Here is a 15,369-nt window from a genome sequence, read left to right as displayed (position 1 = left end):
AAAAAATCAAAGAACATCTGAAAGTTACCTAGCTAACAACAGTTTTTACAAACCTCTAAAAGGATCACCATGTTTTACAAAAAACCCGCGTTGGGTTGGTTGGTTTTGGGATTGCTAATGGGCAATGCCTTTGCTGATACAACAGATGTTAAAACGCAAACCATTGTAGAAGTCAAAAAAAGCGGCGGCCATTGCGAGCAAGATCCTAATTGCTTTAACCGCTATCACCCCGCCATCAAACCAGTGGCGCGTGCCAAGCCTGGCGACCTGATCGTGGTTCACACACGTGACGCCTTAGACGCCAACCTGAATATCAACTCCTTGGCCAAGGATGTGACAGCGATTGACACCAATTTGATTCACCCCATGACGGGCCCCATCTACATCGAAGGTGCAAAACGCGGCGATGTGTTGGCAATCAAACTGATTGATATCAACCCCAACGAATACGGCTACACCACCCTGATTCCTGGCTTTGGCTTTTTGCCAGACATGTTCCCAGATCCTTATGTAGCCAACTGGAAGTTGAACCGCCGTGAAGCTGTTTCAGCTCAATTGCCTGGTGTTCATATTCCTATGAACGGCTTCATGGGCTCGGTTGGTGTCATGCCCGGTGAAGAAGAGATCGAAAAATGGTTAGCACGTGAAAGCCAGTTGGGCGCTGCTGGTGGTGTGGCTCTGCCCCCCCAACCCATTAACGCACGTCCCGCAAATATTTGTGGACCTAACGGAAGCCACAAAGACAAATGCCTGCGCACTGTCCCTCCACGTGAAAACGGCGGCAATATGGACGTCAAGCAAATGGTCGAAGGAACCACCCTTTTACTGCCTTGCTTCATCGACGGTTGCGGCTTCTTCATCGGTGACGTGCACTATGCGCAAGGCGATGGCGAAGTTGCAGGCACAGCCATTGAAATGGGCGCAATCGTGACTGTCAGCACTGAAATCCGCAAAGGCATGGCTTCTTTGATCAAGCAACCCATGTTTGAAGGCGGCTCACAGATCAAAAAATTGGAGCCTGACAGCTTCCACGCTGTGGTCGGTTACCCATTCAAGAAAGCTGGAGAAGTACCCCCACAATGGGCTTACTTGGACAGCGAAAAGATCAAGCCTTTGACCAACTTGTCCAATGACGTCACTTTGGCAGCACGCAACTCATTGATCACCATGATCGACTGGTTGATGGCCACCAAAGGTCTGAGCAAAGAACAAGCCTTGGTAATTGCCAGTGTCGCTTGCGACCTGCGTATCAGCAACGTGGTGGATGTGCCAAACTACGCCGTGACCACCATCTGCCCGATGGAAATCTTCGGCAAAAAGTAATTGCCTCTTGCTAACCGAAAAGAGCGAGTCAACCTCGCTCTTTTTTTTGGATATTTACAAAATGCAAAGACGTTCGTTTCTCTCTCTTTGGGCTTTGGCCTCCTCTGCTGTCTTGCTGCCCATTCAAAGCGCCATGGCGCACACCCCTTACCGATTCTGGGATGTGTTTCGCAAGCGAAACATGGTGATCCTGACTTCTCATGCCGACTACACGGGTGACGAAACAGGGGATGTGTGGGTGGCAACACTTCGTGAAAACCTGCCCCTGAGTCGCGCCATGATCAGTCGTACCCATGACATGACCCGCATGGCCAGCCTGCTGAAAACCGACCAAGTCAAATTGGCCGTCTTGTCTTACCAGCATGCACGACTGATGTTCACAGGTGAGCCACCTTTTGAAGAATACGCCCCCTTGCAACTCGAAATTTTGGTCGACAACGGTAAATACCTTCTGGTGACTCGGCCAGATCTGCCGCTCTACCATGGCTATCTGGTGACAACCGCCTTGATGGATTCAAGCGATAAACTGCAACTGGTCAACCCTGACAAAGGTCGCTTCGGCATGGCAGTTCATGCGGGTGCGCAAGCCCATTACCGAGGCGAGAAACTCACCCCACCGCCTCCTGCTTCTGAAGAAAAATGAAAACGCTTTGGGGTATGCGTACAGTCATAGTGGGTTTTGGGCTTGTGTTGTGCATAAGCTGCTGGGCCCATGAGTCCATCACCACTGAGGCTCGAAAAAATTATTTGTTGAAACTGCAAGAGGGCAGCCAAGTCTTGTCGGCCAATCCCTCGGTGCCCATCAAAGCCAAAACGCTGTACCAAATCGGTGCAAGCTTGGAAGAAATCCGAGACTTGTTCAACCAAGACATCATCAGTCATGGTGCTGTCAAAGGGCTTGAATCCAATCTGCTGCTGACAGAACTTGCCCGCGCTGGTTTCAAATTGGAGATGTCCCCCAAAATCGGTTTGTACATGTCGCAACTTCACTATTACCGAGACGCGATCAAGCTCGATGGGAAAGCAGTATTTGCCGATCATGCTCGCTATTTGTTGTTGAAAAACCATTTCTACGACAGTTTTACGGACAACCCATTGGCTCCTATATCCCAATCTAAGCAGGAGTTAAGTGAACTGCTGGATGTTGGCGAAAGACTGCTAAAAGTCAAAGATAAGAACATCAATCAGGAAGAAGTGAAATTTATTTTGGCCATTCATTACCTTCAAGCCATACAACAACAACTTATTGGCAAAGATGAAGGGATGAAAAAATTCAAAGTGCAATTGGCAGAGTTGAGCCGCGATTACCCCCAAAGCCTTAAACCCATGACGCTTGAGGCCTTGAGCGCAGGTCTATGAACGTTCAATTGATACGTAACGGAATTTGTCGTCTTCCGATGTTGATAGGCACAGCGTTTTTATGCTTGCTCATGTGGTCGGGCGCAGCACTTTCGCATCAAACCGGCAACAGTTATCTGACATTGCGAGAAGCCGATGGTAAATTATTGGTGGAACTCGATTTCATTGTTCGCGATCTGGGCAACTTGTTGCAAGCACCGGGGCAACCCAGTGATCCACCGCCTGCACCTGAAAAATTGGCAGCCTTGCAAGTCCCTATCACCCAAGCTATTCAACAATCTTTGTCCATCGCCATTGATGAACAAGAAATACCCTTGGAATTCATGACGCAGTCGGTGGTTTTACACAATGATGGTCTGTACGTAAGACAACGCTTCAGTGCCGACACACTGAGCGCAGATGCCAAGTTTGTGGTGGTGCGCTACCAATTCTTCACGCAAAACGACATGCTTGGTCGGGCTTTTTTCAAAATGACGCTGCGCGACGAGGAAGTTTCCTCGGTGTTCGATCAATCCAACGCCATTCAACGCTTTGTATTGGGTGAACAAAAACGCTGGGCAACAATTGGTTTGTTCACCAAGGAAGGCGCTAAGCATATTTGGGAAGGCTTGGATCACTTGCTTTTTTTATTGACCTTGCTGCTGCCAGGCTTGATGCTGGTCAAGCCTGCTGACATAAACAGTGCATCTGACAAAACAGCAGCATGGAAATTTGCTCTCAAAGTCATTACTGCATTTACTGTGGCGCACTCCATCACATTGGCCTGCTCTGTATTTGGTTGGATCAGTCTGCCAGATCGCTTCATTGAATCAGTAATTGCGCTGTCCATCATGGTGTCAGCAGCATTGAATTTGCAAAATCGCTTTTCCTTCAGCCATTGGAAACTGGCCTTTGTATTTGGACTGATTCACGGTATGGGTTTCGCCAATGGTTTGAAGGAACTGGGCCTCTCCAGCATGTATTTTCTTGAAACCCTGTTCGCTTTCAATCTGGGCGTCGAGCTGGGTCAGCTGTCAGCGGTGGTGTTGGTCGCCGTACCAGTAATCTTGTTGGCAAGACACAATGAAAGCAGGCTACAAGTGATGCGCTGGGGTAGCGGCGGGGTCTTGGTCATCGCCATCATCTGGCTGGGACAACGTTTGTTTGGTTAGATTCAAAACCCCACATAACGAACAAACTTCTCACTCTCTTCGCGCACCGACTTGACGGTGTTGGCCACAAAGCTTTCGTCGGGGTAGCCCATGGCAATGCAGATCATGATGTTTTGATCGTCCGCAATACCTGCATGCTCACGCACCACTTTAGATTGCATGATGCCCTGCCCGTTAATGACGCAACCTAAACCGCGCTCCCAAGCCGCCAGCACAATTGCATGTGACAACGCTCCTAAGTCAAATTGACTGATAGCTGCAGGCTCCAAATATTTGTCATAAGTCAGCACCAAAGAAACGGGTGCATCAAACTGTCTGAATCCGCGCATAACCCAATCGGTGCGACGCACTTTATCGTCGCGCTCAATGCCCATCGCTTCAAACAACTGAATAGCGATATCAACTTGACGCCTACGGTGAATGCCCTCGTACTCTTCTTTCATAGGGAAGTCACGCTTGGGCGGCACGCCGTTCATCATATTGTCCGAGTTGCCTTGGCGGATTCGGTCCAAGGGTTCGCCCGTCACCACATGAACATACCAAGGCTGGGTGTTCATGCTTGAAGGTGCCCACTTGGCCACCTCGATGATTTCAGCAATCAATTCACGGGGAACAGGTTTTTGCTGATATCCACGAATACTTTTGCGCTCTTTGATGAGTTCTGTAAATTCCATAAAGCAATCACTTTCAAGCCGTCAATGTATTTGAAAATCACCTCATCCTCGGATGAAAGTATCTTCTATGATCATACTTTGCCACGCCGTAACAGAAACAAGGAAATTCAATGGATACCTTTTGGATATGGGTGTTGGTGCTGATTGTTTTGTCCCCGCTGATTCTTGGTGCGTTACTGATCGGTCTGCAAAAAAAGGTGCGCATCATCCACTCTGTCTCCGGCATTGGTAAAAATGGTTATGTGGGGTTTAGCTGGACATATTTGTTGTTTGGCTGGTTTGTGCCCGTGATACGTGGCGAGCTAGGCATTGGCATCTTGCATCTAATCATCACCTTTGTATCGTTTGGACTGTCGCAGTTGATTTTTCCTTTTCTCTACAACCGGCAATACATGAACCGTATGCTCACCTCTGGTTGGGCACTGGACAGTAACGATCCCCACTACGAAATAGCCAAAGAAAAACTCGATATCGCCAGCTAATACCTAGTCAACATTTGAAGGATTAACCATGCAACGCAGAAACTTTCTCTCCACCACAGCCTTAGGCGCTGGCGTTACTGCCATCAGTGCACCAGCACGGGCGCAATCTTCCAAACCCGAAATTCGCTGGCGTTTGGCTTCTAGCTACCCCAAGTCCTTAGATACCATTTACGGCGCCGTGGACATGATGACCAAACGCGTGGCAGAGTTGACAGATGGAAAATTCAAAATCAGCTTGCATGCTGCGGGCGAGTTACTTCCCCCCCTTCAAGTGCTCGATGGCGTACAAAACGGTACCGTTGAAGCCGGTCACAGCGCCAGTTATTTCTACATAGGCAAGGACCCTGCTTTTGGCTTCGGCACGGCACTTCCGTTTGGATTAAATACTCGTGGTCAAAATGCTTGGCTGTATGTTGGTGGCGGCATCGAGCTTCTCAATGAGTTCTACAGCAACTATGGCGTGATCAATATGCCCGTTGGCAATACTGGCGCACAAATGGCGGGTTGGTACCGCAAAGAAATCAAAACCGCGGCTGATTTCAAAGGACTGAAATTTCGCGTGGGTGGCTTGGCTGGCAAAGTACTGACCAAGTTGGGAGTGGTTCCTCAGCAATTAGCCCCCGGCGACCTTTATGCAGCGTTAGAAAAAGGTGTCATTGATGCAGCGGAGTTTGTAGGCCCCGCAGACGATGAGCATCTGAGCTTACACAAAGTGGCCAAATACTATTACTACCCTGGTTGGTGGGAGGGCTCAGCCACCCTGTCGCTGTTTATCAACCAAAAAGCCTTTGATGCCTTGCCAGCTGACTACAAAGCAGCCTTGCGGGTAGCATCCGCCGAAGCCAACCAATGGTCTACCGCCAAATACGACATCAGCAACCCTGCCGCGCTGCGCAGGCTGATCTCGGGGGGCGCACAACTGCGGCGCTTCTCACCCGAATTGCTGAATGCTTGCTACAAAGCAGCCAACGAGTTCTACACTGAACTCAACGACACCAACCCTGCGTTTAAAAAAATCTACACGCCATGGGTCAAGTTCCGAGACGAGCATGTGTTGTGGTCGCAGTTTTGCGAAATGCCCTTCGACTCTTTCATGGCGAGCATACGAAAAACCTAAGTTAGTACTCGCCTGTTTACAGCGGCATTGAAGGTCATACCCTCGCTCAGCATCTGCGCCTGAGATTGCTTTGTTGCATTTACACACATGTGTAATAAAGAATAGATTTATATTTTTTTACTTATAAAACAAGTACTTAAGAAGTATATTTAATAGATTTACGTGTCTTAATCCACTAAAAAACATCAAAAATAGTATTTTTTTGTTAAAAATATATATAAATAGTTCCTTAAATAACTATACTTTTCACAAATTCACTCATATTTTCAAATACCAAGGGGGTCAATTCATGGAATCTAACAGTCAACGAAATTTAAAAACCAACCGTGCGCCTCGCGTGCAAATTGAGTACGACGTCGAAGTCAATGGCCAAACAAAGCAGGTCGAACTTCCCTTTGTAATGGGCGTCTTGAGTGACTTGAGTGGGGATAACGTCGGTGATTTGCCCATCATTGCTGAGCGCGAATTCACTGAAATAAATCAAGCAAATTTTGACCAACGAATGAAAGAAATCTCTCCCCAACTTCATTTACGAGTCAAAAACCATTTAACAGACGAGGGACAAATTGACATGCCCTTGCGCTTTGAAAAGATGGAAGACTTCCGTCCAGACAACATAGCCCGTCAAGTTCCTTCGCTGAATCGTTTGTTGGAAGCCAGAGAAAAGCTTTCAGCGCTCCTCACTTATATGGACGGTAAAGCAGGCGCTGAAGAACTGGTGAGTCGGATCGTTCAAGACCGTCCTTTGCTTGCACAAATAGATAAAAAAGGCAAAAAAGAAAAAACCAAAGACTCCTCCAATTAAGCACAAAGGACTTTCAACATGAAAACTACCGTCTTCACGACCCCCAAGCGCATGACCATTCAGCCCACAGTGGAAATTCTGGATGACATGCTTGAAAAGGAGTTTAAGCCAAGCACCGAACTTATGCGTCACACCGTGAGCGATGCTGTGCGTGTTCTGGCTGAGCATGCATTGCAAAACGAACGCATCATCACTGACGATGCTGTGCAAACTATCCAAACACTGATCGCCGATTTGGACCGAATGCTCTCAGATCAGCTCAATGAAATCATTCATACCGAAAGTTTTCAAAAACTCGAGGGCAGCTGGCAAGGGCTCAATTACTTGGTGACCAATACCAATACGTCTCAGCGCTTAAAAATAAAATTCATGAATGTTGGCAAAAAAGAATTGGCCAGCAATCTGAAAAATTTTCGTGGTTCTGCTTGGGATCAAAGCCCACTTTTCAAGCGCGTTTATGAAGACGAGTTTGGGCAGTTTGGTGGTGAACCCTTTGGTTGCATGATTGGTGACTATGAATTCGACAATTCACGAAATGATGTGGAGCTCTTGTCTGGCATATCCAAAGTAGCCGCCAGTGCCCACTGTCCCTTCATTGCCGCTGGCAATCCCAAAATAATGCAAATGACCAGTTGGACAGAGCTGTCAAACCCGCGTGATTTGTCTAGCATCTTCAATACCCCCGATTACGTTGCTTGGCGCAGTTTGCGAGAGTCCTCAGACTCTCGTTACATAGCCCTGACTTTGCCACGATTTGCCAGTAGAGCGCCTTATGGCGATCAAGGCGAACGCATTGAAGCCTTCGCATTTGAAGAGAATCTCAAGCACGGTGCCAAAGATGTTTTGTGGAGCAATTCTGCATTTGCCATGGGTGTGAATATCAACCGTGCGTTTGAGAAATACGGCTGGTGTTCAAAAATCAGGGGCATCGAATCGGGTGGCGCAGTTCAAGGCTTACCCACGCTGCGCTATGTCAATGATCAAAACATGAACATTTTCGGAACGCCGACTGAAACCACAATTTCAGACCGTCGTGAAGCCGAACTGGCCAAAGTGGGGTTCATGCCCTTGGTCTATCGCAAGAACAGCGACATCGCTGCATTCATTGGCGCGAGAACCATCCATTCACCCAAAGAGTATGAAGACGCTGACGCGAATGAAAACTCCGAGTTGTCCACCCGCTTGCCCTATGTATTTGCCATTTCACGCTTTGCCCACTCACTCAAGTGCATTGCCAGAGACAAAGTCGGCACCTTCAAATCCCGCGCAGACATACAGCGCTGGTTGAACGACTGGATCATGCGCTATGTTGATGGCGATCCAACCATCTCTTCTGATGAAGTCAAAGCCAGACGCCCATTGGCTGCTGCGGAAGTGATTGTCAATGAAATCCCAGGTGAACCCGGGTACTACAACACCACCTTCTACCTTCGTCCGCATTACCAACTCGAAGGTTTGACCGTCTCACTGCGCTTGGTTGGGAAAATTCCCAGCCTTGCCAACAACGCCAACTAATTTGTTATCTGTTTGTCGTTCGACCCCATCCCTATCCAGTACAGGGGATTAATTTGTACTGATTTTTTCATGGAGATATCAAAATGTCATCAGTTGACTATTGGCTAAAAATCGAAGGCGTCGAAGGTGAGTCTACCGACGACAAACTCAAAGGCCTCATTCAAATTCAAAGCTGGTCTTGGAGCGAAAAGAACGTAGGTTCGTTCAGCGCCAATGGCGGTGGCGGTGCGGGCAAAGTTCAAATGGAGGATTTCAAGTTCAAGATGGACTTCAACAAAGCTTCACCCAAACTGTTTGTCGCATGTGCCACTGGCCAACACATTGCTTCAGCCCAACTGATTTGTCGTAAAGCCGGTGGTGGACAGCAAACATACCTGACCATCGATTTCGAAAAGGTTTTGGTTTCTTCGTTCATCACAGAAAGTGATGCCACTGGAGAACAAATCACGCCCCTCAATACCATCTCGTTCAACTTTGAAAAGATTGTTTTGAACTACTCAGAGCAAGGTGCAGATGGATCAGTCGGAGCCACGACCACAGCAGGCTATGACCTAAAGAAAAACGCAAAGACTTGATTCACGTCTTCGCGTGTTGATCACAAACAAGCATTTCTGCTTGTTTGTGATCATTTGAAACCAGTTTTTCTTGATCATGACAATAACACTCCCCCTCATTGACCCTCGCTTAGATAACTCTGTCGAGTATCAGTCACTTCAGTTTTTGGCTGACAGCGAAAGTGACAGGGATGTGTTGGGTGGAAAACAAGACAGCGGTCAAGAACAAGCCTGGAGCAAGATTCGAAATTTTTGTCAGCAGTGGCAAACAGATCATCATGACATCCGATTACAAATACTGCTCTACCGCAGCGAATTGGTGCTGGGAGACTTGTTAACGGCATTTGACATCCTAGCCCAATGGGATGAATTGATCACACTGCACACCGATGTATCCAATACGTTGTTTTCCTCAGAACAAAAACAACAACTGACGATCAATCTGAGCTATTTTTTCAGTGACAGCCATTTGTTTGAGCTTAGGCATTCCATGTTGAACCAACAATTCAACTGCAGAATTTCAGATTTACTTAATTTTTCAATACCTGACAAAGTTTCGGACGCTTCAAACTCTGACATCGAATCCTTGCAAAAATGGTTGAAGCAGCAGAACTCTGTTTTAAATCAAATAGGCGTGGCCCACGAGCGTTTGAAAGCCTTAGGTCATTGGGTGAGCAAGCACAACGAAACGAGTTTGACCTTAAAGCTTGACAAAGTTTACAAATGGCTGCAAAAACTCGAAGATGTTCTGATTCAAATTGGCGCCACACGACTGAGCAGTACCCTGGTGGGTTCAAACAATGTACCTTCTTTGCAGGTTGAAACAGCAAACAATGATGCTGCAGAGAACAATCAAATTGTCAATTCATGGGCGCATTGGAAAAGAGCCGATGTGATTGATTTGATGGGTCAACTTTGTAATTGGTTTGAATTGCATGAACCCACGCATCCAGCGCCCTACCTCATCCGCCGCAGTCAACGAATGATGAATGTTGATTTTCTGTCCTTGGTGAATGAATTGATGCCTGAGTCTGTCCACCAATTTGAAGTACTTGCCGGATTGGTGAAAAACAAATGATGTCTTTGCTTCATCACTTTCTGGATGCTGATCAAAAGCAAGATCCCATCGCGGCATTGGCTTGGGACATTGAAGACTTGCTTAACCATACCCGCAGTTCGCAACCGTGGAGCAATTCGCAGGGTTCGTCTTTGTTGAATTATGGTCTTCCCAGTTGGGTTGGAAAACCCATGACGCCCCAATTCATCAACGAATTAGCCTCACAAATCAAACAAGCCTTGTTACTTTTTGAACCACGAATAGATGAAAAAACACTGCATGTGCTGGCAGATCCTAAGTTCATCTCTTCTCTAGGCATATACAAGATCGAAATACACGGAATGTTGCGAAAAACCAATGATTTGAACCTATCTAACGATAAAGAGATCGACTGGTTTATTCATATTGACCCGCACTACGGCGTTGCCAAGATACAGGCGACTACACCCTTGATTTCAATAGCTCAATGACTATGCACCACGAACTTATCAAGGCATACAGGCTAGAGCTGCAATTTTTACGCGAGGTGGGTGCGGAATTTGGAAAAGCGCACCCACGTCTTGGCAAAGCGCTGTCGCTGGACTCCAGCACGGCAACAGACCCTTTTGTCGAGAGGCTTCTTGAAGGCGTTGCATTTTTGACTGCCAAGACATCCCTCAGATTGGACAACGAACAAACACGTTTGCAAAACGATTTATTTTCCGTCCTCATGCCAGATTTAATATGCCCCTTACCTCCAGCAAGTATGGTTGAATTTCAACCTCTATCCACGCTCAAGGCAAGTAGCCGCGTGGTACTTCCAAGAGGCTTAGGGCTGCGGTACGCCATTGAAAATCAACAAGATCTTCAATTTCGAACCACCATGCCTGTCGAGTTAGCACCTCTGAAACTGGATATCCTCCAGCCAGCGAATCCTGGCGTGGTGATGAAGTTGATGCAAAGCGCAAGGCAAATGGGCGAGCAGGCTGACTTGGCTAGCTGCCGTTTACTGCGAATCAGTCTGACAGGGTTTTCAGGACAAGCTGTCAAAAACTGTGTACCTGATGCCCTGAAAATTTATTTCAAAGCTTCTGATGAAGGCGCGTTGTTGTGGCGGTCTTTGACACAAGAGGCCATGTCGCTTTTGTTGGTCTCTCCCAGTATGCATCTCAAGGCAATTCACCACCCAACTCGTTTGAAGCCCACTGGGTTTGGTGATGAAGATGCCATATTGCCAACAGAATGTGTGTTGCCCAGTTCTCTGCGCTTGTTGCGGGAATGGATTTATTGGCCTGAACGCTTTGCCTATGCAGAACTGGCACATTTGGCAAAGAGCTTGCAAGATTACCAGGAAGACAGTATTGAGCTCTGGTGGTTTATGAAAGATGATCCCCAATTTCCTAATCAATGGTCCGAAGATGCCATGCGCATTTTTTGTGCGCCTGCTGTCAACTTATCGCATTTGCAGTGTGAGCCTATTGCATTAACGCCTATGCAGAGCGATTACTCGCTAAAAACCAACAACAAAATATCACCTGAACGCGAATTGATTGCCATCGAATCAGTTCATCACATGCGACCAGGGCACGGATGGCAGCAGTTAAGACCCTTGTCTGACGGATTGAATGATACGGTCGTCGGTGCCGGTCAATACAGCTTGAGACAACTACCGCGTTGGGCAACAGACAAGCAGTCAAGTCAAGTCAAGCAAGAGACAGAATGGCGCATTTCACCGCATTTAAATATCCAAAACACAAATGAAATCTTAACCGTCAATGCTTGGACCAGCCAAAAAATCAACAAACAACTACGTCCCCATGATGCTAAAAACTGGCGTATAGAAACTTCTGTTCCAGTGTTCAATGTTCGCGGGGTTGGAGAGCTCGTTCAAACCAACGCACATCCAGTCTTACCGCCATTGAAAGTCTTGAGCTTTCGTATCGATAAACTGGCACAACTCTCACCCATTAAATCTCTGGAATTGTTCAAAGAATGGCTTGAACAATGCAATGCACAGACTTGGGCCAAAGGTGTGGAATCATTCAAAGTGGGTTTAGCCGTGCGCCGTGCGCCGCATATCGGAGTCACATTGCATGCACAAGGGTGGTTGGTTGAAGTCGGCATAGATGAGTTAACGGCCAATCACCCCCAGCTTTCACTATGGGAACAAGTGCTCACCCATACCTTATGCAAACAGCTCTATACCGAGTCTTTTCTTGAATTGCAAATGGTGAGCAAGGAAAAGAAATTTCCAGTCTGTCGGTTATGGAGATGAGCGAGACACATACCTATATCGCCAACCATGCCACTCATGCATGGCTGCGAAATTTCGAACACGAAAAGGGCATTCAAATTGGCGAGCGTTTGAATTCTTGGCCCATTCATTTGCGTCAACAAATTGGATTTGGATGTGAACCACGTGCTTTGGTGCTCAACCGATCGCAATCAGAAATTCCTGAATTGATTTGGAATGATTTTGGCTTGTTTGGACCTGCGGGCCCACTACCAGAGTTATTCACAGAAAGAATTCTGCACTCCTCGGATGGCAAGTATTTGCTGCAGTTCATTGACGGCTTGATTCAACGTTTGGCGCATTTGCACTACCGCGCTTGGGCTTCAAATCGTCCTGAGTGCGATACACAAAATCGAATCAATGGTTTCAAGTCTTTTTTAAAGGACTTAAGTGGCCCATCGGTAGAGCAGTTACCCCATTTGGCGTGGAGCAAACCGCAACCCAACATGCTGCCTTTGCTGGTGCAGAAACGTTTAAAAGTTGATTTGAATATCACGCAAGTACCTGTTCAACAAGTGAAGAATGAAACCCCTTTTGTACTGGGGCGGCATCGACTTGGTCAGGAGTTAATAGGGCAAAACCTGTTGGTCTACCACTGTGCTTCACGCAAAATCAAAATCTCCATCCAACCGCGGGATGCGCAGGATTTTGAGAATTGGAGAGATCCGCAAAGTCTTTTGCGTCACAAACTACACGCATTGATTCAGACTTGCATTCCACACAAGCAATCTGAAATACATATTGAGCCTGTCAAGCCTTTGCAAACTGCCCGATTGGGTCACATGAAGCTCGGACGCTCATTCATCTGTCACATCCCAACCAACTATTGCCTAGAAAGCATTGAGGAGTTCACGTCATGAAAGTTCAAAGTATTGATTTTTGTGTAGCCCCCGACATTTATTCTATTGACCCCAATATCAAGGTTACCATGGCTCGATGTATTGAAGCTGTCAACCAAATTCCAGAATATCACATTGAACTTAAAGTTTCTACCACTACGAATGATGCGCTTAATCCGCTTCTATGGATAGGAAAACAAGGTGTATTGGTTGCAAAACAAACAATCAATCGGACTGAGTATGAATACCTTATCACTGGCGTGATCCAGTCGCTTGAATATCTCACAGGTTTGAAGAATTCCGATAATACTGAATTCAATAAGATTATTTTGAAGATGACCCATTGGCCGATTCAAGAAAACTCTCTTTATTACAAACGCAACTACCGGGTTTTTCAAGGCCTAAACAGTAAGGAAATAGCTGAAGAACTATTTAAAGCTTTAGGGGTAGAACTTGACGACACGATGCTTAATAATAATCCACCGCCAACGCGTGCTTGGGAAGTGCAATATGGGGAATCTGATGCGGAATTTTTAGCTAGGATAATGGCAGAGGACAACCTCATTTTCAATCTGACAGCTTTGCCAGGATCGCCAGGCTCTGGGAATACCACATTCTTACAGACAAAAATGACGTTGTATAAGCGTCTGGCTGAGTTCAGTGTAGGTGCCTTAGAACTTAACCGCACGACTTCCGGAGGGTCTGAAGGGGCAAGAGAAGGCGTTTATGACGTCAGCACCCTTTATCAACGAGGTGTGCAAAATATCATTGCCAACTCAACCTTGCAACCACCTGAATTTTCTAATCTGACAGTAAGTGTTAGAAATGATGAATCAAAACAACGTATCGTTGACATATTGCCAGATGAGAAATATAAAACAACAGATATTGGGCAAAGCAAAATTGAACTCATAAGAGATGCTTCCAGTGAGAGTCAATTTTTATTCGAATCGGAATTACTGGCTATCGCACCAGGCAATTGTTACCTCACATCAAATTTTACTAGCAGTGGATTGCATATTGCTGTGACCAAGACGAGCAAGGAATTCACCGTCACCAATAACGGGGACTATATTCTTCGCGTGTCAAGCAAAGCACAAATCAAAGATTCGAAATTCACACCAACCCCAGTTCCCCGCCCTCAACTGCCTGGACTGCTGTATGCCAGAGTTTTGGACGCGACAGCAAAGCCAGGCTATTCAGAAGTTCTTGATGATGATGGACAAAAACGCCAGGTTCACACCGATAAATTTGCACGAGTCAAGGTTCGTATCAATTGGCCTGGTGGAGATAGAAATGATGATGAGCAGACTAACTTCGACGGTATTTGGTTGCGAATGATGACACCATGGGCAGGCGAAAGTGCAGGTTTTCTGGCGATTCCACATGTTGGGCAAGAAGTGATCGTCTCTTTCATTCATGGAGACGCCAATTCACCTGTGGTTTTAGGTTGCTTGTATAGCACGCAAGAATACTCTACACCTTGGAATATAGAAGATAGCACGACCGACGGAGCCCCCCAACAAAATACTCAAAAAAAATGGGTGGGAATAGGCTCATTTAATAAAAATGAGCCACCCAATTTAATAGCCTTACGAACAGAAGTCGACAACGACGTTGCCCTTGATAAAAAAAAATATCCAATTACAAACACTGAATGGGATGAAGCGCTGAAAACTTTGAACAGTGCTGGTATGGGAATTAAACTATCTACGCCTGGGGATATTAGTGCTCGAGCAAATGTGGATATGTTTGTATATGCCGGTAATAAATTAATCCAGTGGGGTGTAAAGGAACACAGAATAGATTCAGATGATTTGACCAATATCAATAGCATCAAAGAAGTTCAAATTAACGCACCTTTGATAAAAATTAATGGCAAAAATATCCAGACAAATTCATCGTATAACGATTGGGATGTCGCATTTTTAAGAAAAACTGCAACCATTTTTTCTGAATCAGCTACTGGATTATTGAGCAGTCAAACAACTGTTTCATTCGACTTGACTGGAATGGCAAACAACATTGCTGGAAATGTGAATTCAGCGGTCGGAGTATCAACCGAGTTAACTGGCATGGCTCTGTCAGCAAGACTGGCTCAACTTTCAAGTTATGGCATTTCTGCTACTTTAGGTGGTGTTGATGTCTCTGCCATAGGTGTATCGATTGGATTGAGTGGGGTCACATTCAAACAGTCTGCTTTTACCATTCAGTGTTAAAG

Annotated in this window: 15 protein-coding genes; 14 read left to right on the top strand and 1 reads right to left on the bottom strand. The window is 46.3% G+C overall.

What is annotated here, in order from left to right; translation table 11 throughout:
- The first annotated feature begins 69 nt into the window (after positions 1–69).
- The 4 genes from AC9UEO_RS10900 (at position 70) to AC9UEO_RS10885 (ending at position 3,833) form a co-directional block, all read left to right on the top strand.
- Complete coding sequence (locus AC9UEO_RS10900) at positions 70–1,323, top strand: acetamidase/formamidase family protein (RefSeq protein ID WP_509533164.1); 1,254 nt, start codon at positions 70–72, stop codon at positions 1,321–1,323.
- A 61-nt stretch (positions 1,324–1,384) separates the two neighbouring features.
- On the top strand, positions 1,385–1,966 hold the full coding sequence (locus tag AC9UEO_RS10895) for a hypothetical protein (RefSeq protein ID WP_509533161.1): 582 nt from the start codon (positions 1,385–1,387) through the stop codon (positions 1,964–1,966).
- Positions 1,963–2,682 carry a hypothetical protein gene (locus AC9UEO_RS10890; protein WP_509533158.1) on the top strand — a complete coding sequence of 240 codons (720 nt, stop codon included), beginning with the start codon at positions 1,963–1,965 and terminating at the stop codon, positions 2,680–2,682. The genes AC9UEO_RS10895 and AC9UEO_RS10890 overlap by 4 nt, the downstream gene beginning before the upstream one ends.
- Positions 2,679–3,833: a HupE/UreJ family protein gene (locus tag AC9UEO_RS10885; protein WP_509533155.1), complete on the top strand. Its 1,155-nt coding sequence runs from the start codon at positions 2,679–2,681 to the stop codon at positions 3,831–3,833. Before AC9UEO_RS10890 ends, AC9UEO_RS10885 begins: the two co-directional genes overlap by 4 nt.
- 2 nt (positions 3,834–3,835) lie before the next feature.
- On the opposite strand, the gene AC9UEO_RS10880 is transcribed toward AC9UEO_RS10885, so the two are convergent.
- Positions 3,836–4,507: a nitroreductase gene (locus tag AC9UEO_RS10880; RefSeq protein ID WP_509533152.1), complete on the bottom strand. Its 672-nt coding sequence runs from the start codon at positions 4,505–4,507 to the stop codon at positions 3,836–3,838.
- Between the two features lie 110 nt (positions 4,508–4,617).
- Between AC9UEO_RS10880 and AC9UEO_RS10875 the strand changes: the two genes are divergently transcribed.
- The 10 genes from AC9UEO_RS10875 to AC9UEO_RS10830 all read left to right on the top strand — a co-directional run bounded on the left by AC9UEO_RS10875 (position 4,618) and on the right by AC9UEO_RS10830 (position 15,367).
- The gene (locus tag AC9UEO_RS10875; RefSeq protein ID WP_509533149.1) at positions 4,618–4,989 is read left to right on the top strand and encodes a hypothetical protein; all 372 of its coding nucleotides are present in this window, start codon (positions 4,618–4,620) and stop codon (positions 4,987–4,989) included.
- A 28-nt stretch (positions 4,990–5,017) separates the two neighbouring features.
- Positions 5,018–6,106 carry a TRAP transporter substrate-binding protein gene (locus tag AC9UEO_RS10870; protein ID WP_509533146.1) on the top strand — a complete coding sequence of 363 codons (1,089 nt, stop codon included), beginning with the start codon at positions 5,018–5,020 and terminating at the stop codon, positions 6,104–6,106.
- 289 nt (positions 6,107–6,395) lie between these two features.
- A complete protein-coding gene (gene tssB, locus AC9UEO_RS10865) occupies positions 6,396–6,911 on the top strand; it encodes a type VI secretion system contractile sheath small subunit (protein WP_509533187.1) in 516 nt (171 codons plus the stop codon).
- A gap of 18 nt (positions 6,912–6,929) precedes the next feature.
- Positions 6,930–8,426 (top strand): type VI secretion system contractile sheath large subunit, encoded by a 1,497-nt coding sequence (gene tssC, locus AC9UEO_RS10860; RefSeq protein WP_509533144.1) that lies wholly within the window; start codon positions 6,930–6,932, stop codon positions 8,424–8,426.
- An 83-nt stretch (positions 8,427–8,509) separates the two neighbouring features.
- Positions 8,510–9,001 (top strand): Hcp family type VI secretion system effector, encoded by a 492-nt coding sequence (locus AC9UEO_RS10855; RefSeq protein ID WP_509533141.1) that lies wholly within the window; start codon positions 8,510–8,512, stop codon positions 8,999–9,001.
- A 76-nt stretch (positions 9,002–9,077) separates the two neighbouring features.
- The gene (locus tag AC9UEO_RS10850) at positions 9,078–10,058 is read left to right on the top strand and encodes a hypothetical protein (protein WP_509533138.1); all 981 of its coding nucleotides are present in this window, start codon (positions 9,078–9,080) and stop codon (positions 10,056–10,058) included.
- The gene (locus tag AC9UEO_RS10845) at positions 10,055–10,507 is read left to right on the top strand and encodes a GPW/gp25 family protein (protein ID WP_509533135.1); all 453 of its coding nucleotides are present in this window, start codon (positions 10,055–10,057) and stop codon (positions 10,505–10,507) included. Before AC9UEO_RS10850 ends, AC9UEO_RS10845 begins: the two co-directional genes overlap by 4 nt.
- A complete protein-coding gene (locus AC9UEO_RS10840; RefSeq protein ID WP_509533132.1) occupies positions 10,504–12,291 on the top strand; it encodes a type VI secretion system baseplate subunit TssF in 1,788 nt (595 codons plus the stop codon). The genes AC9UEO_RS10845 and AC9UEO_RS10840 overlap by 4 nt, the downstream gene beginning before the upstream one ends.
- Positions 12,288–13,169 carry a type VI secretion system baseplate subunit TssG gene (locus AC9UEO_RS10835; RefSeq protein WP_509533129.1) on the top strand — a complete coding sequence of 294 codons (882 nt, stop codon included), beginning with the start codon at positions 12,288–12,290 and terminating at the stop codon, positions 13,167–13,169. The genes AC9UEO_RS10840 and AC9UEO_RS10835 overlap by 4 nt, the downstream gene beginning before the upstream one ends.
- Positions 13,166–15,367, top strand: coding sequence for a phage baseplate assembly protein V (locus tag AC9UEO_RS10830; protein WP_509533126.1), 2,202 nt, complete (start codon positions 13,166–13,168; stop codon positions 15,365–15,367). Before AC9UEO_RS10835 ends, AC9UEO_RS10830 begins: the two co-directional genes overlap by 4 nt.
- Positions 15,368–15,369 lie beyond the last annotated feature (2 nt).

It is taken from the genome of Limnohabitans sp. (assembly GCF_040401495.1).
Classification (GTDB): domain Bacteria; phylum Pseudomonadota; class Gammaproteobacteria; order Burkholderiales; family Burkholderiaceae_C; genus Limnohabitans.
This window is presented reverse-complemented; position numbering and strand designations above follow the sequence as displayed.

Coding starts and splice junctions, on each gene's coding strand:
- AC9UEO_RS10900 (WP_509533164.1), top strand. CDS start 70: ATGTTTTACAAAAAACCCGCGTTGGGTTGGTTGGTTTTGGGATTGCTA.
- AC9UEO_RS10895 (WP_509533161.1), top strand. CDS start 1,385: ATGCAAAGACGTTCGTTTCTCTCTCTTTGGGCTTTGGCCTCCTCTGCT.
- AC9UEO_RS10890 (WP_509533158.1), top strand. CDS start 1,963: ATGAAAACGCTTTGGGGTATGCGTACAGTCATAGTGGGTTTTGGGCTT.
- AC9UEO_RS10885 (WP_509533155.1), top strand. CDS start 2,679: ATGAACGTTCAATTGATACGTAACGGAATTTGTCGTCTTCCGATGTTG.
- AC9UEO_RS10880 (WP_509533152.1), bottom strand. CDS start 4,507: ATGGAATTTACAGAACTCATCAAAGAGCGCAAAAGTATTCGTGGATAT.
- AC9UEO_RS10875 (WP_509533149.1), top strand. CDS start 4,618: ATGGATACCTTTTGGATATGGGTGTTGGTGCTGATTGTTTTGTCCCCG.
- AC9UEO_RS10870 (WP_509533146.1), top strand. CDS start 5,018: ATGCAACGCAGAAACTTTCTCTCCACCACAGCCTTAGGCGCTGGCGTT.
- tssB (WP_509533187.1), top strand. CDS start 6,396: ATGGAATCTAACAGTCAACGAAATTTAAAAACCAACCGTGCGCCTCGC.
- tssC (WP_509533144.1), top strand. CDS start 6,930: ATGAAAACTACCGTCTTCACGACCCCCAAGCGCATGACCATTCAGCCC.
- AC9UEO_RS10855 (WP_509533141.1), top strand. CDS start 8,510: ATGTCATCAGTTGACTATTGGCTAAAAATCGAAGGCGTCGAAGGTGAG.
- AC9UEO_RS10850 (WP_509533138.1), top strand. CDS start 9,078: ATGACAATAACACTCCCCCTCATTGACCCTCGCTTAGATAACTCTGTC.
- AC9UEO_RS10845 (WP_509533135.1), top strand. CDS start 10,055: ATGATGTCTTTGCTTCATCACTTTCTGGATGCTGATCAAAAGCAAGAT.
- AC9UEO_RS10840 (WP_509533132.1), top strand. CDS start 10,504: ATGACTATGCACCACGAACTTATCAAGGCATACAGGCTAGAGCTGCAA.
- AC9UEO_RS10835 (WP_509533129.1), top strand. CDS start 12,288: ATGAGCGAGACACATACCTATATCGCCAACCATGCCACTCATGCATGG.
- AC9UEO_RS10830 (WP_509533126.1), top strand. CDS start 13,166: ATGAAAGTTCAAAGTATTGATTTTTGTGTAGCCCCCGACATTTATTCT.